Source organism: Flavobacterium sp. GQ95 (assembly GCF_059758655.1).
Genome location: NZ_JCAXEB010000001.1, coordinates 20,265 through 40,718, shown reverse-complemented (window position 1 = coordinate 40,718; position 20,454 = coordinate 20,265). Strand labels below are relative to the sequence as shown.

Here is a 20,454-nt window from a genome sequence, read left to right as displayed (position 1 = left end):
TTTGTAACTTGTCATGTTCAAAAATAAAAAAAACAAAAACAATTATACTTATGGCTTTTGATATTGAAATGATTAAAAAAGTGTATGAGAACATGCCAGGCCGTGTTGACAAAGCACGCGAGATTGTTGGTCGTCCACTTACTTTAACGGAGAAAATTTTGTACAATCACCTTTGGGATGGAAATCCAACGAAGGCTTTTGGAAGAGGAGTTGATTATGTTGATTTTGCACCGGATCGTGTAGCGTGTCAGGATGCAACTGCTCAAATGGCATTATTACAATTTATGCACGCTGGAAAGAAAACAGTTGCTGTTCCGACCACAGTTCACTGTGATCACCTGATTCAGGCAAAAGTAGATGCTGCAACCGATTTGGCCCGTGCAAAAACGCAAAGTAACGAAGTTTTCGATTTCTTATCGTCAGTTTCTAATAAATATGGAATTGGTTTCTGGAAGCCAGGAGCTGGAATTATCCATCAGGTGGTACTTGAAAATTATGCATTTCCAGGCGGAATGATGATTGGTACTGATTCACACACTGTAAATGCAGGTGGTTTAGGAATGGTCGCTATTGGTGTTGGTGGGGCCGATGCCGTAGACGTTATGTCAGGTATGGCTTGGGAACTTAAATTCCCTAAATTAATTGGAGTAAAATTAACTGGTAAATTATCAGGATGGACAGCTCCTAAAGATGTTATCCTTAAAGTTGCTGGTATTCTTACTGTAAAAGGGGGTACGGGTGCAATCGTTGAATATTTTGGTGAAGGTGCAACTTCTATGTCTTGTACTGGTAAAGGAACTATTTGCAACATGGGGGCTGAAATTGGAGCTACAACTTCAACTTTTGGTTATGATGCTTCTATGGGGCGTTACCTGCGTTCTACAAACAGAGCTGATGTTGCTGATGCTGCAGACAAAGTAGCTTCTTATTTAACAGGAGATCCTGAAGTGTACGCTAACCCGGAACAATATTTTGATCAGGTTATCGAAATCAACTTAACTGAATTAGAACCACACTTAAACGGACCTTTTACACCAGATTTAGCTACTCCAATTTCTAAAATGAAAGAAGAAGCAATCAAAAATAACTGGCCATTACAAATTCAGGTAGGTTTAATAGGTTCTTGTACCAACTCTTCTTATGAAGATATTTCTCGTGCAGCTTCTTTAGCCAGACAAGTAAGCGCTAAAAATTTAAAAACTAAATCTCAGTTTACAATTACTCCAGGTTCAGAGGTTGTTCGTTATACAATTGAAAGAGACGGTTTTATAGATACTTTCGAAAAAATTGGTGCTACTGTTTTTGCTAATGCCTGCGGACCATGTATTGGTATGTGGGACAGAGATGGAGCAGAGAAAGAAGAAAGAAACACCATTGTTCACTCTTTTAACCGTAACTTCTCAAAACGTGCAGATGGTAATCCGAATACTTTAGCCTTCGTAGGTTCTCCGGAATTGGTAACCGCTATGGCAATTGCAGGTGATTTAGGGTTCAATCCCTTAACAGATACTTTGATCAACGAAGATGGAGAAGAAGTAAGGCTTGAGGCTCCAACAGGAGACGAATTGCCTCCAAAAGGATTCGATGTTAAAGATCCTGGTTTCCAGGTTCCGGCTGAAGATGGGTCAGGAGTTCAGGTTGTTGTTAGTCCAACATCTGAGCGCTTACAATTATTAGCTCCTTTTGATGCTTGGGATGGTAAAAATATAACAGGTGCTAAATTGCTAATCAAGGCATTCGGAAAATGTACTACAGACCACATTTCTATGGCTGGACCGTGGTTGCGTTTCCGCGGACATTTAGATAATATTTCTAACAACATGTTAATTGGTGCTGTAAATGCATTCAATCAAAAAACAAACTCTGTTAAAAATCAATTAACGGGTAGTTACGATGCGGTTCCTGCTGTAGCCCGTGCATACAAAGCGGCTGGAGTTCCATCTATAGTTGTGGGAGATCATAACTATGGTGAAGGTTCATCTCGTGAGCATGCTGCTATGGAACCTCGTTTCTTAGGAGTTAAAGCGGTATTAGTGAAATCTTTTGCCCGTATCCACGAAACAAACCTTAAAAAACAAGGTCTTTTAGGGTTGACTTTTGCAAAGGAAGCTGATTACGATAAAATTCAGGAGAATGACACTATTAATTTTACTGATTTAACTGAGTTTGCTCCAGGAAAACCATTAACATTAGAGTTTGTTCATGCAGATGGTACAAAAGATATTATTCTGGCAAACCATACTTACAACGCAGGTCAGATTGGCTGGTTCGTTGCCGGTTCAGCATTAAACTTAATTGCTGCTGGAAAAGCTTAATTTTTAAAATTCAATTATATCAAACGCCCTGTGAAACAGGGCGTTTTTTATTTGGAGTTAATCCTGTTATCTAAGTCTATTTCTTATCTCCAGCAGTGAAACAAAAGAATGTTCGTTCTTGCCGAGCAGGGGTATTCAAGTTTTAAATTGAATTCTGTAACTACTTGTAAAACATCGTGTTGTTGTTGAGTTGGTTTTTAATTTGACTATTTAATTGAAATTAGTTGTTAAAAAATGTGCTTTTTTTACTTTAAAAAGTTAAATTCGCCTACCCCCAAAACAAAATTCGTTTTTTTAAGTTTGAAATAAGAAGACTAAGCTTAAGAGAACGAAGATTAAATAGAATAAAAATGGTTTTTAGATTAATAATAGTATTGTTTTTTTTTAGTGTTGGTGCTTTTTCTCAGGAGAAATATATCAAGCATAAAATCTCAAAAGGAGAAAATCTAACTGTAATTGCTAAAAAATATGGAGTAAAAGCCAAGGATATTTCAGAGGCAAATCCAAATGCTCCTAAAATTTTAAAATTAAATTCAATTTTATTAATACCCAATAACAACCAGGCTTATGAAATTAAACTTCAGGAAACTGTTGCAAATACAACTCCGGGTTTACATGAAGTTCAGGCCAAAGAAACACTCTGGGGAATATCAAAAAAATACAATGTCTCGGTTGACGATTTAAAAAAAGCAAACCCTTCATTAGAAACAGAAGGATTGAAAATAGGTCAACAAATAAATATTCCTTCTAATTCCATAGCAGTCGCAGAAAAACCAATTGATGATCTTAAAATTGTAACCGATGTTGAAGTTGTAGTTGAGGTTCAGCCCAAAGAAACAAAATATGCCATTGCAAAAAGATACGGGTTAACAGTTGCAGAATTAGAGAAACAAAATCCATTTATTAAAGGAAAATTACCTGTTGGATATGTTTTAAAAATTCGTACTTCAAAAGAAAAGGCAGATGCTGCTCAGGCATTAGCTCAACCAATAAATACTGTAGTAAAAGATTCTTTGTCAACCCCTAATCAAAATGTTCAGATCGCCGAGAATTCGGAAATCAAAAAAGATTCTTCAACAATCATAAGAGTTAGTAATCATTCGGATTTAGTAAATCAGTTGGTGATGAATGCTACTGAAAATATTGGGGTCAGATATCGGTCTGGCGGAACTACAAAAGCTGGTTTTGATTGCTCTGGTTTAATGATTTGTACTTTTAGTAATTTTGATATTAGATTGCCAAGAAGTTCTATTGAGCAGTCACGAATTGGTGTAAAAATTAATTCAGATGAGGCACAAAAAGGTGATTTAATTTTCTTTAGAACAAACGGAAGACGACAAATTAATCATGTAGGGATGGTAATTGAAGCGGTCGATGGAGAAATTAAATTTGTTCACTCTTCAACTCATGGTGGTGTTATGATTTCCTCAACTAAAGAACCATACTATGAAAGAGCTTTTTCGCAAGTAAACCGCGTTTTAGAAAAGATTTAGGTATTCAGATAAATTTTATTTCTAAATTCTTCAATAGGGAAAGGTTTGCCTAGAAAATCGGTAACATACATACTTTCACTAATTTCTTTAATTTCATCACAATCTAACGTCGATGAAAGTACATAGATTTGATTATCTTTCTTTAGTTCGCTATCTAGTTTGGCGTAAGCATTCAAAAATTCAAAACCATTCATAACAGGCATTTGTACATCGAGAATAATAATAATTGATGGGTAAAGTTTGCCATTAGCCTGAAGCCACTCAATGCCTTCTTTGCCATTGTTGGTTATATGCACTTCGTCTATGCAAAGTACTTTTTTAAGTAACTGTTTGATCACAAGCTGATCTATAAGATTATCTTCAATTAATAGGAATACATTTTTAACTGGCATACGCGTATGGGATTGTTACTATGAATTTACTTCCAATATTACTTTGTGAACTTACTGAGATGTTTCCTTTAATATTTTCTACTGCCTCCTTGACTATATAAAGACCTAATCCCGATCCTTTGTTTTTGTTTGTTCCAAAATACATTTGAAAGATATTGTCTTTGTATTCATCACGAATGCCAATTCCGTTATCAGTCACTTCAATTTTATTAAAACCATCTATGAAATAGGTTTTAATTGAAATCTGCATTTCTTGTTTGTTACTATCAGCATATTTTATAGCATTTGAGATTAAATTAGAAATGATAATTTTTAATCGTAAGTTGTCACTCTGGATTTTATCTACTAATAATTCTTTAGTGAACGTAATTTGGTTTGCATTTTCAATATGCATGAGCTGTGAAATAGCCTCGTCAAATAATTCTTGTAGGCTTACGGCTTCCATAACTACCTCTTTCCGTTTATTTTTAGAATAATCGATAATGTCATTAATAAAGCTATCTTGTTTGGCAAGACTTTGATGCATTAAATTTAGATACCTTTTAATTTGATTTGGATCATCTTCCAGTTGTGTTATTTCTATAAGTCCTTTTAATGAAGTAATAGGAGATCGTAAATCATGCGATGCACTATAAACAAAGCGATCAAGTTCGTGATTAACAAGCATTAAGTTCTCATTTTTGGCTTCGATTTCCTTTTTAGAAACAATAAGACGTTTTACCATTATGGAATAATACAAGCAAACACTACAGACAATGATTAAGATGAAAAAGATATTCGTTATAATGAGTAAGCTTTTTATTTTGCGTGTTCCTTCGCCTAATGTATTCGAAAAATTACGTTCATTAATAGTCAATTTATCGCTAATTACACTTATGTCTTTTAGGAATTGTTCGCGATTATCAGAAGTCAATATGTTCTTTTTAATTTTGGCATTAATTTGTTGTCCGATAATAAATAACTGAAAAATTAATTTGTCACCTTGTTCCCATTCATGAATTGCTTTTTTTAAAAATGAAACTTCTTTAAAATTTTCAAATAGCCAAACAAGATCGTCTAAATCATCCTCATGATTCCGTCCTACAAGAAATCCTTTTCTTGCCACTTCATTGTCTCCTACTTTTAAAAGTGTTATTCTCGCAATTCCATCTCCTTGTGGAACTTTTAATTCTTCTAAATATAATTTCCACTGATTTATATCTTTGGTGTAGAGATACGTTATCAGATGCCTTGAAGCGTCTTTTTGACCTTTAGAATAATGCGATTCTCCATTTACATAAGCTCTGTTTGCAGATAAGGTTTTGATCGTGAAAAAATTGATGCATATTAATAGAGCACAGGAAATAAATACAATCAATAAAAGAATGAAAACATTCGCGAAGCATAATTTCTTAAAAAAATGGAATTTAAGCATAGTTTCGTGTTTATTGGTTAGTAATTCGGTTTACTGGATTCTGATGAACATTTCGAAAATTATTTATTTTGTAATAATTGATTGGGGTTCATTATTATGAAAAAAAATAAACAATTGTTAATGAAATATGCGCGATTTATAACTTTTTACATCTCTTTCAAATTTAATAAAAAAGAATTGATTTTGATTAAATAGTGCGAATTTTCTTTTTTCTTTAAATTTATTATTTTTAATTAGCTAAAAATAAGGTATTTATTGTTTTTGTTTTTATTGAATTTTTAAAAATATGATAATTGGAATACTGAGCCAAGAGCAATGTAAACAAAACAGAATACTAAAAAGCATTCTATTTTGTTTAACTATTGAATATATGAAATTGATAGAAGTAAAAGCAAAAAAAGATCGTTCTGTTTATAAAAGAACGATCTTTTGTGAAATGTGAAGTTGTTTAGATAATAAAATAAGTAACGTTTTATAGCTATACTTTTTTAATTATTTTGGCAAATATTGGCTGGTATCTTCGTTGTCAAATTTATTGGTTATAATTTCTTCTTTAACAAAACTTAATTTGCGCTCTGCATCATTTTTTTGAAATTGAGAATTCGAAATTGTCGAATTTTTAATCTTAAAAAGTGTAATGCTAAAATATACTAAACATGCAATTCCTATCAGAATCAAAAAGATATTCAGATAAAGTTCAGGTCCTTGTTTGTCTAAAGTTTGAGCTAACATAATAAGAGCAAATAAAGGAAATATGATTCCCCAATATTCCATATTAATCCAAAACAGACCATGATTACTTTTAAAATTGATTTCCTTACCAGTCTCTTTATCAATAAAAACCTTTAAAGTTTGATTCCATTTAATTCCGAAAATATAGCTGAAAATTGCAGCAATATAAAGCGGAATAACAAAACTTTGGGTTATATAGGTTTCTGGTAAAATAGGGATGAATAAAAAAATGGCGATAAATAAAATTAGAAGTGAGAGAAATCCTCTTCCTGACCAAACTATCATAATTGCTGAATTAAAATTGATTGCCTACTACTTTTAACGTCTATTTCGGCTTATTTTGACTGAGCTTTAGATTTGTTGAATTCTATGAATTAACATTGATCAGTCCTTTAAAAAACTGAATTCCACCAAATAAAATAGCACCCCAAAAGATGAAGCCAATATCAGCCAAAGTTAAAATGGTGCCGCCACAAAACCACAATGCACCATAAACCATATCTTTTCTGGCTTTTTCGTGTTTTGCTTCTTGTATTTCAATTTCTACGTTTTCTACTATCAGGCCTGCAATATCATTGCTTAATCCTTGTTCCACAAGTCGGGCTTTAGTTTCGTAAGCCGATTTGTTTTCGTTTAAAAGTAAATTTGCCGCATAACTGTAATGATGACTTGAAACGTCTTGCGATTCTACATTGGTGGTTTCCATAATGTGGTTGGTTTTTGGTTGGTTAAGTTTTTTATGTTTTTTTGATTTTCAAATATAAATAGTTGAAATTGTATAATCTTACGGGAAGACGTAAACTGTTAAAATTTTATTTTGAAGTTGATTTAACCTTTTGTTTAAGTAACTTTTGAATATAAAAAAAACTGCAAATTTTTAAATTTGCAGTTTTGTGTCAACTAGATTTTGTTTATTCTATTCTTTTGAATCCGCTACCGATACCGTCGAAATTATTCTCATCAATCGAAAGTTTATTTCTTTGATTAGTTTTAATGATGCCTTGTGTTACAAAATAGCCGCCTTTCAATTAATTGGTTGATTTTTTAAAGTTTTTTTTGGTATTTTAATAAAGCTCATGCCAAAAATGCCCGCAGCCATTTTTGCATTCCGTATTTCTTCTTTCAGTATCTGTTATTTTAAAAATCCAGAGTAATGCTGTTATTGTTTTTATATTTTCACTTTTGGGAAGGAGAGGAAGTTTATTAAATGCAATTTTAGTTGGATAGGTTTTTAAAATTACAATGGGAGTATAAGTTGGTTTTAAGGGAATTGTTGCTAAAGCATTTTGATAAGCTTCTGTATTATAATCTGTTTTATTTGGAATAGAATTGATTATATAATTATTTAGACTCACAAAAAGTTCCTCAAATTCATATTGTAATAATTGTTGAAGACCAATTTTAAAATCAATCTTGTCCTGCGCAATTTTGTTAATTAATTCTTCTGGTTGATTCATATTTGATAAAAGTGTAAATGCTTGAATTTGGGTATAATTTATGTAAAAACTAATCTATTTTCTTAGCATATCTCTTTTTAATAGTTGTACTAATGTAAGTACTTAATCCCTGTCCTTTAATTGCTAATTTTTTCATTCGCTCCACGTGTGATAAACCGGGAATTTGATAATTGTATAAGTAACTTCCATCGTTTATAAATTGGACAATAATAAAATCTGAACCTATTTCATAAGATTGAACTCCCGAATCACCATTCGTGTTTTTATATTCTTCCATGTTTGAATCAATGTTGAGGATTATTTTGTTGATTACGTGTAACTTATCGGAAATGTAATAATTTTATATAAAATATCAATTTGAATTAACAATATCGCCTCATAAAACCTGAATCCGCATGAGGGATAGAGGTGGTATCCTTTTACCAGCGAAGCAAAGTAAAAGATATAGCCGAAAGCCCGACCCGCCTTTTTCGGCGGGACATGCCCAAATTATTATAGTAAAGGTTCTTGTTTTTAATTGGAATTTGGAATTTTCAAAATTTGGAATTTGAAATTACGAGATTTCCAAAAAAAGTATATCTTTAACCAACCCAAAACCAATAAAATGCAAGAAAACGAACAAGACCAGGAACATTTTAAAAGAGAACTCGGATTACTAGACGGAACCATGCTTGTCGTGGGTTCTATGATTGGATCCGGGATATTTATAGTAAGTGCCGATATCGCCAGACAAGTAGGATCTGCGGGCTGGCTGACGCTAATTTGGCTTATCTCCGGATTAATTACTATTATTGCCGCCGTGAGTTATGGCGAGCTAAGCGCAATGTTTCCAAAAGCTGGAGGACAATACGTTTACCTGAAAGAAGCTTACAATAAACTAATTGCCTTTTTGTACGGCTGGAGCTTTTTTGCTGTAATTCAAACCGGAACAATCGCCGCCGTTGGTGTGGCTTTCTCAAAATTTGCTGCTTATATTTATGAACCGTTAAGCGACGAAAATATATTATTCGAATTGGGTTCTTTTAAACTCAATGCAGCACAATTAGTATCGATATTTACGATTATTTTATTAACGTATATTAATAGCCGTGGAGTAAAAAACGGAAAAATTCTGCAAACCGTTTTAACGATTATCAAAATTTTATCATTATTAGGTTTAATCGTTTTCGGATTAACGCTTGCTGCAAAAGCTTCAGTTTGGGATGCGAACTGGGCAGATGCCTGGACAACACGTTCCTATAATGCTGAAACTGGGTCATGGCTTCCAATTAGTGGAACAGCTTTGATTACCGGAATTTCGGCTGCGATGGTGGGATCCTTATTTTCAAGTGATGCCTGGAACGGAGTAACTTTTATTGCGGGAGAGATTAAAAATCCAAAGCGTAATGTGGGTTTCAGTTTGTTTTTAGGAACTTTTATTGTGACGATAATTTATGTTTTAACGAATTTGATGTATTTGGCTGTTATTCCACTTGATGAAATTGCAACAGCAAAATCAGATAGAGTAGCGGTTGTGGCCTCGCAATATATCTTTGGAAATATCGGAACATTGATTATAGCGATTATGATCATGATTTCGACTTTTGCCTGCAACAACGGATTAATTATGGCCGGAGCGAGAGTATATTATACAATGGCTAAAGATGGTTTGTTCTTCAAAAAAGCAGCTGTGTTAAACGAATCTAGCGTTCCTGCATGGGCTTTATGGGCGCAATGTATCTGGGCTTCGGCTTTATGTCTGACAGGAAAATACGGAGATTTATTAGACTTTGTAATCATCATCGTATTGATTTTCTATATTCTGACAATTTATGGAATCTTTATTTTACGTAAAAAAATGCCAGATGCAGAAAGACCGTACAAAGCTTTCGGATATCCATTTTTACCAATGTTGTATATCATTATTGCATCGGCAGTTTCTATTTCATTGTTATGGACTAAATTCTCAACTTGTGGTTGGGGAGTGTTGATTATGTTAGCAGGAATTCCGGTTTATTACCTAACAAAACCGAAGGAGGAGTAAAGTTGTTTCAGGTTTCAAGTTTGAAAAGTTTCAAGTTAGATTAACTTTGAAAATAAATTATAGAAAGCGTCTTGTTATTAGCAAGACGCTTTTTTTTATTGATCTGCTTAATCTGCGTGAGAAAATAATCTCGTAAAGTCGCGAAGCTGCAAAGTTTTTTTTAAGCCTTGTTTTTTTTTAAGCTTTGTTTTTTTGACTTGGCGACCTCGCGACTTTGCGAGCAAAAAAAGCTAGCGAACTTTGCGTAAAATTCTTGCGCCCTTTGCGGTTAAGTCTTCAGCACATTTCAAAAAAATTATACATTTTGAAAATCAGCATTAATCTTTTCTTCAGTTGGTCTTAAAAAAATAAGATAACCTATAACAATTAATCCAAATAGAGCTAAATCAGGTTTCAAAAATAAAATAACAAAAGCCACTCCTTCAAGAATTGCCCAACGAATAATCGATGCGGTTTGATACACAGGTAATTTTTCTTCGATTTTTAAATTTTGATCCGCTTGTTTTAATTGTGATTTAAATAGAAAGTTGCCAATAAAAATGGCTAGAAAAGGTAAGACTGCAAATACAATTGAAGAAGAATCAAGCACAGGAATTTTTAATGTTTTTATAGAGAATTCTCCAAGCATGATGTAAGTAATAATAACTCCTGCACAAATAGCAAGATGAATAGTTTTAAGAATTTTAATTTTTTCGGTCATTAGTTTTTTGATTTTATAAATACGAATATAGAATTATTCTTTTGAAAAAAATCAAAATTTGAACATGAACTAAAAACCAATCTGTGTGAGAAAATAATCTCGCAAAGTCGCGAAACCGCAAAGAAAAAATAAACTTTGTGTCTTTGCGTCTTCGTGGTAAAAAAACTAGCGCCCTTTATGGTTAATCTTCAACACATTTCAAAAAAAAAGACACTGCTTATTTCTAACAGTGTCTTTTGATTTAAATAATCCAGGAAACAATTTGGCTATTATACCATTTCAGTTTCCGTAGATGATTTTATAGTTGAATTAATAATATTCAAAGTAAGAGGATCTGTTTCTCCAGAGAAAAATGCATCTAATATTTCCTGAAATACAGGATTTGTGTTTTCTACCAAAGAAAAAAGTGTCATGGAAGAACGCAATTTACGGGCATCTAAATCACCTAAAATTCCATCAGCTGATTTTCTTTTAAAAGTCAAAAACAGTTCAGAAATTTCAATAAGATGTTTTCCTAAAATAGGATGTTCTAAAAATTCGGTAGCTTCTTTAATATCGGCAATCGCATAAAGATTTGCAGTATCACTACTCCCTAATCCTTTAATCTGCGGAAAAATGAACCACATCCAGTGTGTCTCTTTTTTTCCTTTTTTGATTTCAGAAAAAGCAGTAAGATAGAGTTTATTTTGCGCATCTAAGAAACGCGATAAATCATTGTTTGAGTAAGCCATTATGGTATTAATTATTAAAAAAGGGTTGCAAAAGTACTAAAAAAGATAAGGTCTGCCTAATAAAAGGTTCACGCAATGAGTAATTTAACTTTTCGTGGAAGAATTTTCCTCGCCGTTATGAAATGTCAAATAATCTCATTTTCAATCATAAACTGCGATGTGTTTGCCTAAAAGTTAAATTAATTCTAGGTAAAACATCACGTGCTGTTTTCGGAACCTGATGCTGCCAAAAACTATTTGTTGTTCCGGTCATTAACAAAAAAGAACCATGATGTAGCGGAATTTCGACTTGCGGAATTTCTTTACTGAATTTATGACGAAGTCTGAACATTCTGGTTTCTCCGAAAGTCACCGAAGCAATAACAGGGTTTGGCCCCGTATTGTGCTCTTTGTCGCTGTGCCAGCCCACGCCGTCATTTCCGTCTCGGTATAAATTAAGAAGTACAGTATTAAAATCAAGCTGCGTTTCTTTTTCTACACGACCTCTAATGGTGAGTAATTCATAATTCCAGTCGGGACCATTTTGATCTGCCCCGGGATTATCCTTGTCTTCGTACCAGGCAATCATTCTGGGAACGGTATAAACTTTATCATAAATTTCCATTTCATATTCTCTCCATTTGGTTTTACGAAGCAGTCGTTCATAAAAACGATCAGACTCTTCTTTTGTGAAGAAATTATCAATCAAAATCAATTCAGAATCAGGAATGTCAAATACTTTTTTTCCTGCCAAACCAGTTGCAAATAATTCGGTGTCGTTAAATAATGTCATTTTTTCTCCTTTATTTTTTGTCAATTTCAATCCATACAGGTGCATGATCACTTGTTTTTTCCCAGCTTCTCACATGACGATCAACTCCTCCGGATCGCAATGCCGTCGCTATTTCTGAACTCAGTAAAAAATGATCAATTCTCAAACCTGCATCTCTCTCATAAGCATTTCTAAAATAATCCCAAAACGTATAAATTTTCTCTTTGGGATACAGTGTACGGATCGCATCTGTCCATCCTTGAGAAACAATAGCTGCAAAAGCTTTTCTAACTTCAGGCAGGAAAAGGGCGTCTTTAACCCATTTTTCAGGTTTATAAACATCCAATTCCGTTGGCATCACATTGAAATCTCCAACCAATATTACAGGAGTATTTAAACTCAATAAGGTTTCAGCACGATGCGCCAGGCGATCAAACCATTTCAGCTTATATTCTAATTTAGGTCCCGGCGCAGGGTTTCCGTTTGGCAAATAAAGACAGGCGATCACGATTCCGTTTATCAAAGCTTCAACATAACGACTCTGAATATCTTCTTCATCTCCCGGAAGTGTGCGGGTTATTTCTTCAATTTCCATATTTCGGGCTAGAATAGCAACACCGTTCCATTGTTTTTGTCCGTGCCAAATAGCATTGTAGCCTGCGTCATTAATCGCTTTAATCGGAAAATTATCTTGTGGCGCTTTTAATTCCTGTAGACAGACAATATCTGGCTTAGCTTCTTCAAGCCAGCGTAGTAATACATTTAATCTTCCGTTAACTCCGTTTACATTATAAGTGGCTATTTTCATAGTAGATTTAATTAGTTGTGCTATTAAATTTACAGCTTTTTAAACATATATATTTACACAGTTTCCTATTCTTATTTCAGGAATTGTTTGTTAAAGAATACTTTACCCGGATATTTTTCTGCGTAAGCAAAAATTAATTGCACCATATATTGATTGCTTTTGTAAGGTGTAGCATAATTTTTTATTTCTAATGGATCAGTAATCGCAACATCTGACGGAATATAACCCATCCCATAAAAGTGCCCGTTTTCAATCCAGATACAGCTGCGTTCCTCTTTTGATCTTCCTTTATCTATAATGGCAAAAGTTGGTCTGTTTCGTAATAAAAAATCAATCGCATTGTCGACTTGTTCATTATGAAGCAAAACATCTGGCAGGCTTTTGACTTCATTATTTTGAAAAAATTCTCCTTCTTCAGGTCTGGAATATTTGCAGAATCTTTGGTCAATCTCAAATTGTTCAGCCAGACTTCTCAGCAAATCTATAGCGTTATACAAACTATTAAATTCATGAATGCAGGTCTGAAATTTGGTTAGTTTTCCAACGGCCAGATATTTGTACCCGTTTCTTGCTTCATATTGATAAATGCCGAATTTGGCTTCAAAACGTTTTAATGCTCTATTGTAAGTTGGCCAAAGCTGTTTTATTTCGGTACATTCTAATAGAAGTGCCATTAATTCGGTAGCACAAACTTCAAAGGAAATACTATAGATATCCCTTAAAAAATGTTGTCTTTGCGGATTGATTTTATGACCGCTAAAATGAGAAGCTACACGTTTTTTTAAGTTGATGGCTTTTCCAACATAAATCACCTTTTTTTGCTGATTATAAAAATAATAGACACCTGGTTTTTCGGGTAAATTATTAAAATCTTCAGGAGGCAAATTGGGAGGTAAACGCTGATCCTGTGAAGTCATCTTGACCATTTTTGCGATCTCGCCTTCAGCGTCCCATTCGAGTAATCGGGAAAATAATATTGCGGTAGCATCTGCATCCCCGCCAGCCCGATGCTGATTCTCTAAAGGTATGTCCAGCGAATAGCAAAGTTTTCCGAGGCTGTAAGATGACAGCCCTGGTTTAATTTTTCTTGCTGCGCGAACGGTGCAGAGTTTTCTTGCGGTCCATTTAAAACCCGCCTGTTCGAGTTGATGACGTACAAATGAATAATCGAAGTTGACGTTATGTGCGACAAAAATACGGTCGGTCAGCATTTCCAGTACTTTCTCTGAAATAGTATCGAAAATGGGCGCATTGGCGACCATTGCATTATTAATACCCGTTAGTCCAAAAATAGAAAGCGGAATTTCCCTTTCCGGATTAACAAGCGTTTCGAAGCGGTCGATTACCTTTTCGCCATCATGAATAATGATGGCAATTTCAGTAATACGGCTGCCACTGGCGTTCCCACCTGTGGTTTCGATATCTACTATGGCATATTCTTGCTTTTTCATCTCTTTACTATAACGCAAAACCTCTTTTTGTTCTTGTAAAATCATCGGTGGTTATTTTTGAAATTTCATTCGGTGTCTTGGTAAGTTGATTTCATGTCCCTGCGGATACGGTTCACGATGCGTGGGACTCACATCTTCTTTAATCTGTCGCTGTGTTTTAAACTGATCTTTGGCATCCATATAACGCGGATCCGGAATAAATGGCATTTTGGCCATTTTAATAATGGTGATTGTCGGGAAATGATAATCGACTTCGACATTTCCCAAAAGCAAATAACAGCCCCCGCCCTGAAAAGGATATTGTGCCAGACAATCAGGAAAATGCGCCGTATCAAAATAAGTACCTTCATGATCAATCCAGGTGCCGAAATACATATTTCCTTTTTTGGTCGGGACTTGTTTTCTGGAGATTAAATACGCCAGCATCCGAACCTGTTTTTTATGATGCGCCACTAAATCTTTGGCCATAATATCACCACGGTATTTAATCTGAAGCAAATCAAAAACAGTACATGAAACAGGAAAACTCAACAATTCAATTTCATCAAAAGCATCTTCAAAAACAGAACGTTCCAAAGTCGGAAGTTTGTATTCTTTAACGGGTTCCTGCAACAGCATCAAACTTCTGTTTTCGGGTTTGAAATTGTTTAAAAGCAAACTCGCAATCACCAAAAGCTGATTTTTTGTTTTTCCTGTAAACCGAAAAGCATCTATAAAAATCAAAATTTTAATGCTCTCAATTCCGATAGGAATACGATTGATGAAATCTTCTAAAGAAAGAAAAGCACCGTTTTTCTCCCGATCTGATTCAATTAACTGAACGATTTTCGATTCTAAACCCTGCAAGTGCATAAAACCCAAATAAATATCATTTCCATAAACCGTAGTTTGATATTCGCTTTTATTCACACACGGATTAAGAATGGTCCCGCCAGACATACGTGCTTCGTGTACATACACTTCGGTTCGGTAAAATCCGCCCTGATTGTTGATGACTGCCACCATAAACTCAACAGGATAATTAATTTTGAGGTACAAACTCTGATAACTTTCAACAGCATAAGAAGCCGAATGGGCCTTACAAAACGAAAATCCGGCAAACGATTCAATCTGGCGGTAAATTTCCTGACTTAACGCTTCAGGATGTCCTTTTCTGGCACAAGACGCAAAGAAATTATCTTTTACTTTTTGTAAAGCTTCCTTGGAACGTCCTTTTCCAGACATAGCTCTACGCAGGATATCGCCATCTGCAGCAGGAACACCTCCGTAATGCTGAGCAATTTTGATAACATCTTCCTGATAGACCATAATGCCATACGTTTCGCCAAGATGTTCTTTGAAGGCTTCATGAAAATATTCGAATTGGTCCGGATTATTATGCCGAAAAATATACTCTTTCATCATTCCGGATTGTGCTACGCCGGGACGAATGATCGAAGACGCGGCAACCAGAATTTTATAATTATCACAATTCAATCGACGTAATAAACCGCGCATGGCGGGGCTTTCGATATAGAAACAGCCAATAGTTTTGCCTTGCGCCAAATGAATATTGCATACTGCTTCATCTTTAGAAATGGAAGTGTTACGAATGTCCACTTTAATTCCTCTGTTTTTCTCGATCAGTTTTACGCTGTCGTCAATATGACCAATCCCACGCTGACTCAGAATGTCGAATTTTTCAAAACCAATTTCTTCGGCAATATGCATATCAAAAAGTACAATTGGAAAACCTTTCGGAGGCATTTCCAGAGGCGTATAATTAGTAATAGGTTCTTCAGAAATGATAATCCCACAAGCGTGCATACTACGCTGATTGGGATATTTTAAAATCATGTCGCCATATTCCTGAACGAATTTCACAATAGAATTGGTTTCGTGTAGCTGTTTCGGATTTTTGGCCAGCATATCTAATTCTTCTTTAGGAAGTCCGAAAACTTTTCCAACTTCCCTAAAAATAGAGCGGTGTTTGAATTCGACATTGGTTCCGCAGAAAGCAACATGATCACGACCATATTTATCAAAAATGTATTCTAAAATAATGTTGCGTTCCTTCCAGCTCCAATCGATATCAAAATCAGGTGGACTTTTTCGATTTAAATTTAAAAAACGTTCAAAATATAAATCCAGTTCCAGAGGACAGATATCTGTAATTCCCAAACAATAGGCAATAATACTGTTGGCACCACTTCCTCGTCCAATGTGCATAAATCCCTTACTGGTGCTGTATCGGGTAATATCCCAGGTAATTAAAAAATAACCGCTGAATTCTAATTCATCAATGACTTTGAGTTCTTTTTCGACACGCTTTTTTGCCAGTTCGTGATTCTCGCCATAACGCCAAATCAAGCCTTCATAGGCTAATTTGGTCAGCTTTTTTATATCGCTTTCGCGATTTTTAGTAAAAAACTTTTTGTTTTTTGGAGTTGTAAAATCATATTGGAAATCGCAAGAATCGATTATTTTTTTTGTGTTGGCAATAATTTCCGGGTAATTTTCATAAAAAGGCAATAGCGATTCTAAAGGCAACATTTTTTCAGAAGTTCTGCAATAATCTGATTCTGTAAGTTTCGAAAGAATAATATTAGTATCAATCGCACGCAGAATTTTATGCAGATTAAATTCCTTTTTAGTTTTAAAAGTGACCGGTTGAAGTACAACCATTTTGGACATTTTAGTTGCATGTTTGGATGTAAAAAGCTTTGAAACTTCATCTGACCGAATACCGATAAACTCATTTTCGCGTAGCGTTTTCGGAGCATTTTCTAAAGTATAAATCACAAAAACCGATTCGAATTCAGGAGCAATCAAAGGCAAAGCTTCTCCGCTGAAATTATGCTCTGTTAAGAACCGATTCATTTCGCCTAAACCTTCAGCATTTTTTGCCAAACCAATATATCGAAATTGATGATAGCAACGAAACTCCATTCCGACTAGAGGTTTGATTCCGACTTTTTTGCATTCTCTTATAAAATCATAAATTCCGGTAATGGTATTAATATCTGTCAACGCCATTGCTGTTACGCCACAAGAAACTGCTTCCCTGATAAGTTTATCAAGAGAAATCGTGCCGTAGCGCAATGAATGATAGGAATGACAGTTGAGATACATGATTATTTTTTACGGTTTAAAATTTCATCTTTATTATTCGGTTTAAAATGAGCTCCAGCACAGCGCATTACGGCATCAAAACCATAACGGCTTTTCATTTTATCCATCGCGGCATAGAGTGAAAGCATTTCCTCGGTATCTTCAAAAAGATCGATTTGATAGGTACCGCGAACCAATCCGCTAAAGCGAATACCAATCAGGCGTAATCGCATTCGACGTTGGTACACTTTTTCAAAAAGTTCCATTACATTTTTGGTCAGAATATGATCTGCCGAAGTGTACGCAATTTTATATTGTTTGGTTTCGGTATCAAAATTGGCGTAGCGTATTTTAACTGTAATAGTTGAGGTTAACCATTGTTCTGAACGCAATTGAAAAGCCAGTTTTTCGACCATTCCGATAAGTATTCTTTTGAGTTTTGCGATATCGATAGTATCCTGAGAAAAAGTATGTTCCGTAGAAATTGATTTTCTTTCGGTGTAAGGCTCTACGGGCGTGTGATCAATTCCATTGGCTTTTTTCCAAATATCCAATCCATTTTTGCCAATCATCTGCTGTAAAACTTCAGGAGGCATTTCAGATAAAGTTTGAATTTTACGGACTCCAATTCGGGATAAAAGTTGAAAAGTGACAGCTCCAACCATAGGAATTTTTTGAATCGACAGCGGATTCAAAAAGCCCTGTACCTCGTTTTCCGGAATTTGTAAATTCCCTACTGGTTTGCCTTCGCCGGTAGCAATTTTAGAAACGGTTTTATTAATGGATAATGAAAAACTAATCGGCAATCCGGTTTCTTTAATGACAGATTGCGCGAGTTCATTCGTCCACTTGTAACTTCCGTGAAATTTGTCCATTCCGGTAATATCAAGATAGAATTCGTCAATGCTGGCTTTCTCTAATATGGGTGCTTTTTCCTGAAGAACATGAGTAACATCATGCGATAATTTTGAATATAATTCCATATCGCCTTTCATAACTTTGGCTTGAGGGCAAAGTTTCATCGCCATATGAATAGGCATCGCAGAACGCACTCCAAATACTCGTGCTTCATATGAACAAGAGGCTACAACACCGCGATCGCCACCACCAATAATTAGAGGTTTGCCTCTTAATTCTGAGTTGGTTAGCCTTTCGCAGGATACAAAAAAGGTATCCAAATCCATGTGTACAATCGCCCTAGTCATTTCCTTTGTTTTTGTACAACAAAATTAGTACAGATAATAACATTTTTTCGTATATTTGATGTTCCAAATTATAACAAATTAATTATGTCCTTATTTTCAGACAATATCAGAGCATTGAGGGTTAAGCATAAAATATCACAAGAGAAATTAGCTGAAAACCTAAAGATTACCAGAGGTAGATACGTTAAATACGAAGACGGAACTTCAGAAGCACCGTATGATATTTTAAAGCAGATCGCTTTATATTTTCATATGAGTATTGATCTGATACTGTCTGTCGATATCCGTAAAATTGATGTAGAAAATTTAATAAAATTAGAAGGCAACCGACTCATTTTGCCCATACAAGTCGATCGATTCGGAGAAAATTATATAGAAATTGTAAGTCAAAAAGCAAAAGCCGGCTATCTAAACGGCTATGCCGATCCCGAATATATTGAAAGTTTACAGCAGGTTTCGCTTCCGTTTTTAGGCCCGGGGAAACACAGAGGTTTTCCTGTAGAAGGCGATTCAATGCCGCCACACGAAGACGGTTCCATTATAATTGGGCGTTATGTAGAAAGGCTGGGCGAGGTTATGGATGGAAAAACCTATATCCTGATTACCAAAAATGAAGGTATGGTGTACAAACGTCTCAATAAAAATAAAAAGAATGCCTTGGTTCTGGAATCAGATAATCGCTTTTATCCGAATTACGAAGTGAAAGCTTCAGATATTTTAGAGATTTGGGAATACGAATGTAATATTGGAAGAAGCGATAGACGTCATGAACAGACAGAATCACAAAGTATGAAGGACTTGCTTTTGGAAGTGAAAAGAGAGGTTATGGAGATTAAGAATAATACTTCTAATACGTAATTTTTCAATTTCAAATTTCAATTTCAATTGCAATATAAAGTAAGTCCCAGTGGGACGATATGTTTATAGAAAATTATTATCACATTTTAATAAACCCCATCGGGGTGACATGTTTATTATCACGATGAATGTCGCTCCGCTGGAGCTTTGTATAGGGAAATCATTAATTATCTATAAATATTACGCTCCGCTGGAGCTTTAGCTATAGAAAAAAAATCTTTTTAATCTGTACATCTGTGGCAAAATCTAAAAAACCTTCACAAACCCCAATCCATATTGCTGACCATTATAAAAAGGCATTATCATAGAAGTTAATTTATTTTCAGAAGACGATTTGAATAATTTTTTGGTAATATACGGATTCATCCAATAAGCGATTTTTGTACTCAAAATCCCGATTCCGGCTCCGGCAGCGACATCAGTTAACCAATGGCGGTTGTTGTAAATTCTAAAAAGCCCGGTTCCGGTTGCTACGGCATAACCTGCAATTCCGTACCAAATCGATTTATCCTTGTATTCCTGCCATAAAAATTCGGCTCCGGCAAAAGCAGTTGCAGTATGCCCGGAAGGAAAAGAGTTATTCGAACTTCCGTCAGGTCTTTCTTCATGTACAATCGATTTTAAACCCAAAACCGTTGTCGCCATAATTGCATAGGAGGTTACAAATATTACAGAACGGTCCCGCATATTGTTTTTGCCTTTTACGCCAAAAGCATTCAGAGCATAAACAGAGGCCGCAGGCGCGTATTGCGAGAAATCATCAATGGTAATTTTTTCATCAATATCTTCGGTAACTTCTGCTTTGATTTGCGAATTGAAACTTAAAAGCTGATCATTTCCAATTCCAATAACGCCGTAACCAATTAAAACACTCGGAATAATTAATTGTTTGTAGTTGAATTTTAAAGGATTTGAAGTGCTGTCAATTTTAGCAATAGAATCGTTTTGTTGTGCAGTTGCAGAAAAGAACCCAAATAGAAATACCAGAGAAATCGTTTTGTGAAACATCTTTCGTTATCATTATAAGTTGCAAT

The 20,454-nt window shown here is 34.9% G+C and carries 18 protein-coding genes; 4 read left to right on the top strand and 14 right to left on the bottom strand.

Features of this window, described 5'->3' with window-relative positions:
* The first annotated feature begins 50 nt into the window (after positions 1–50).
* Entirely contained in the window at positions 51–2,315 is a 2,265-nt protein-coding gene (locus AC6CH4_RS00160; RefSeq protein ID WP_498099111.1) for an aconitate hydratase, read from the top strand.
* Between the two features lie 350 nt (positions 2,316–2,665).
* The gene (locus AC6CH4_RS00155; RefSeq protein ID WP_498099109.1) at positions 2,666–3,808 is read left to right on the top strand and encodes a C40 family peptidase; all 1,143 of its coding nucleotides are present in this window, start codon (positions 2,666–2,668) and stop codon (positions 3,806–3,808) included.
* Here the strand turns inward: AC6CH4_RS00155 and AC6CH4_RS00150 are convergent.
* The 6 genes from AC6CH4_RS00150 to AC6CH4_RS00125 all read right to left on the bottom strand — a co-directional run bounded on the left by AC6CH4_RS00150 (position 3,805) and on the right by AC6CH4_RS00125 (position 8,080).
* Positions 3,805–4,200, bottom strand: a complete 396-nt coding sequence (locus AC6CH4_RS00150) for a response regulator (protein WP_498099107.1) — start codon at positions 4,198–4,200, stop codon at positions 3,805–3,807. The genes AC6CH4_RS00155 and AC6CH4_RS00150 overlap by 4 nt on opposite strands.
* Positions 4,190–5,614 carry a sensor histidine kinase gene (locus AC6CH4_RS00145; protein ID WP_498099105.1) on the bottom strand — a complete coding sequence of 475 codons (1,425 nt, stop codon included), beginning with the start codon at positions 5,612–5,614 and terminating at the stop codon, positions 4,190–4,192. Before AC6CH4_RS00145 ends, AC6CH4_RS00150 begins: the two co-directional genes overlap by 11 nt.
* 492 nt (positions 5,615–6,106) lie before the next feature.
* Positions 6,107–6,631, bottom strand: a complete 525-nt coding sequence (locus AC6CH4_RS00140; protein ID WP_498099103.1) for a hypothetical protein — start codon at positions 6,629–6,631, stop codon at positions 6,107–6,109.
* A gap of 82 nt (positions 6,632–6,713) precedes the next feature.
* Positions 6,714–7,052 carry a hypothetical protein gene (locus tag AC6CH4_RS00135; RefSeq protein WP_498099101.1) on the bottom strand — a complete coding sequence of 113 codons (339 nt, stop codon included), beginning with the start codon at positions 7,050–7,052 and terminating at the stop codon, positions 6,714–6,716.
* Positions 7,053–7,410: 358 nt separating this feature from the next.
* Positions 7,411–7,803, bottom strand: a complete 393-nt coding sequence (locus tag AC6CH4_RS00130; protein ID WP_498099099.1) for a DUF5958 family protein — start codon at positions 7,801–7,803, stop codon at positions 7,411–7,413.
* A gap of 49 nt (positions 7,804–7,852) precedes the next feature.
* Positions 7,853–8,080, bottom strand: coding sequence for a hypothetical protein (locus tag AC6CH4_RS00125; RefSeq protein WP_498099097.1), 228 nt, complete (start codon positions 8,078–8,080; stop codon positions 7,853–7,855).
* 327 nt (positions 8,081–8,407) lie between these two features.
* Between AC6CH4_RS00125 and AC6CH4_RS00120 the strand changes: the two genes are divergently transcribed.
* Positions 8,408–9,826: an APC family permease gene (locus tag AC6CH4_RS00120; RefSeq protein WP_498099095.1), complete on the top strand. Its 1,419-nt coding sequence runs from the start codon at positions 8,408–8,410 to the stop codon at positions 9,824–9,826.
* A 295-nt stretch (positions 9,827–10,121) separates the two neighbouring features.
* Here AC6CH4_RS00120 and AC6CH4_RS00115 read toward each other — a convergent pair whose 3' ends face one another.
* From AC6CH4_RS00115 to dinB, 7 genes are all read right to left on the bottom strand, one after another.
* Positions 10,122–10,526 (bottom strand): MFS transporter, encoded by a 405-nt coding sequence (locus tag AC6CH4_RS00115; protein WP_498099093.1) that lies wholly within the window; start codon positions 10,524–10,526, stop codon positions 10,122–10,124.
* Positions 10,527–10,795: 269 nt separating this feature from the next.
* A complete protein-coding gene (locus AC6CH4_RS00110) occupies positions 10,796–11,257 on the bottom strand; it encodes a DUF1810 domain-containing protein (RefSeq protein WP_498099091.1) in 462 nt (153 codons plus the stop codon).
* A gap of 145 nt (positions 11,258–11,402) precedes the next feature.
* Positions 11,403–12,029, bottom strand: coding sequence for an alpha-ketoglutarate-dependent dioxygenase AlkB family protein (locus AC6CH4_RS00105; protein ID WP_498099089.1), 627 nt, complete (start codon positions 12,027–12,029; stop codon positions 11,403–11,405).
* A gap of 10 nt (positions 12,030–12,039) precedes the next feature.
* Positions 12,040–12,816, bottom strand: a complete 777-nt coding sequence (xth, locus tag AC6CH4_RS00100; protein ID WP_498099087.1) for an exodeoxyribonuclease III — start codon at positions 12,814–12,816, stop codon at positions 12,040–12,042.
* Between the two features lie 71 nt (positions 12,817–12,887).
* Positions 12,888–14,267 (bottom strand): exonuclease domain-containing protein, encoded by a 1,380-nt coding sequence (locus AC6CH4_RS00095; RefSeq protein ID WP_498100587.1) that lies wholly within the window; start codon positions 14,265–14,267, stop codon positions 12,888–12,890.
* 51 nt (positions 14,268–14,318) lie between these two features.
* A complete protein-coding gene (locus AC6CH4_RS00090) occupies positions 14,319–17,378 on the bottom strand; it encodes a DNA polymerase III subunit alpha (protein ID WP_498099085.1) in 3,060 nt (1,019 codons plus the stop codon).
* A gap of 2 nt (positions 17,379–17,380) precedes the next feature.
* Positions 17,381–18,562, bottom strand: a complete 1,182-nt coding sequence (dinB, locus tag AC6CH4_RS00085) for a DNA polymerase IV (protein WP_498099083.1) — start codon at positions 18,560–18,562, stop codon at positions 17,381–17,383.
* 84 nt (positions 18,563–18,646) lie between these two features.
* On the opposite strand from dinB, the gene AC6CH4_RS00080 reads away from it, so the two are divergent.
* Entirely contained in the window at positions 18,647–19,420 is a 774-nt protein-coding gene (locus AC6CH4_RS00080) for an XRE family transcriptional regulator (RefSeq protein WP_498099081.1), read from the top strand.
* A gap of 246 nt (positions 19,421–19,666) precedes the next feature.
* Here AC6CH4_RS00080 and AC6CH4_RS00075 read toward each other — a convergent pair whose 3' ends face one another.
* On the bottom strand, positions 19,667–20,428 hold the full coding sequence (locus AC6CH4_RS00075; RefSeq protein ID WP_498099079.1) for a phosphatase PAP2 family protein: 762 nt from the start codon (positions 20,426–20,428) through the stop codon (positions 19,667–19,669).
* Positions 20,429–20,454 lie beyond the last annotated feature (26 nt).

Coding starts and splice junctions, on each gene's coding strand:
- AC6CH4_RS00160 (WP_498099111.1), top strand. CDS start 51: ATGGCTTTTGATATTGAAATGATTAAAAAAGTGTATGAGAACATGCCA.
- AC6CH4_RS00155 (WP_498099109.1), top strand. CDS start 2,666: ATGGTTTTTAGATTAATAATAGTATTGTTTTTTTTTAGTGTTGGTGCT.
- AC6CH4_RS00150 (WP_498099107.1), bottom strand. CDS start 4,200: ATGCCAGTTAAAAATGTATTCCTATTAATTGAAGATAATCTTATAGAT.
- AC6CH4_RS00145 (WP_498099105.1), bottom strand. CDS start 5,614: ATGCTTAAATTCCATTTTTTTAAGAAATTATGCTTCGCGAATGTTTTC.
- AC6CH4_RS00140 (WP_498099103.1), bottom strand. CDS start 6,631: ATGATAGTTTGGTCAGGAAGAGGATTTCTCTCACTTCTAATTTTATTT.
- AC6CH4_RS00135 (WP_498099101.1), bottom strand. CDS start 7,052: ATGGAAACCACCAATGTAGAATCGCAAGACGTTTCAAGTCATCATTAC.
- AC6CH4_RS00130 (WP_498099099.1), bottom strand. CDS start 7,803: ATGAATCAACCAGAAGAATTAATTAACAAAATTGCGCAGGACAAGATT.
- AC6CH4_RS00125 (WP_498099097.1), bottom strand. CDS start 8,080: ATGGAAGAATATAAAAACACGAATGGTGATTCGGGAGTTCAATCTTAT.
- AC6CH4_RS00120 (WP_498099095.1), top strand. CDS start 8,408: ATGCAAGAAAACGAACAAGACCAGGAACATTTTAAAAGAGAACTCGGA.
- AC6CH4_RS00115 (WP_498099093.1), bottom strand. CDS start 10,526: ATGACCGAAAAAATTAAAATTCTTAAAACTATTCATCTTGCTATTTGT.
- AC6CH4_RS00110 (WP_498099091.1), bottom strand. CDS start 11,257: ATGGCTTACTCAAACAATGATTTATCGCGTTTCTTAGATGCGCAAAAT.
- AC6CH4_RS00105 (WP_498099089.1), bottom strand. CDS start 12,029: ATGACATTATTTAACGACACCGAATTATTTGCAACTGGTTTGGCAGGA.
- xth (WP_498099087.1), bottom strand. CDS start 12,816: ATGAAAATAGCCACTTATAATGTAAACGGAGTTAACGGAAGATTAAAT.
- AC6CH4_RS00095 (WP_498100587.1), bottom strand. CDS start 14,267: ATGAAAAAGCAAGAATATGCCATAGTAGATATCGAAACCACAGGTGGG.
- AC6CH4_RS00090 (WP_498099085.1), bottom strand. CDS start 17,378: ATGTATCTCAACTGTCATTCCTATCATTCATTGCGCTACGGCACGATT.
- dinB (WP_498099083.1), bottom strand. CDS start 18,562: ATGACTAGGGCGATTGTACACATGGATTTGGATACCTTTTTTGTATCC.
- AC6CH4_RS00080 (WP_498099081.1), top strand. CDS start 18,647: ATGTCCTTATTTTCAGACAATATCAGAGCATTGAGGGTTAAGCATAAA.
- AC6CH4_RS00075 (WP_498099079.1), bottom strand. CDS start 20,428: ATGTTTCACAAAACGATTTCTCTGGTATTTCTATTTGGGTTCTTTTCT.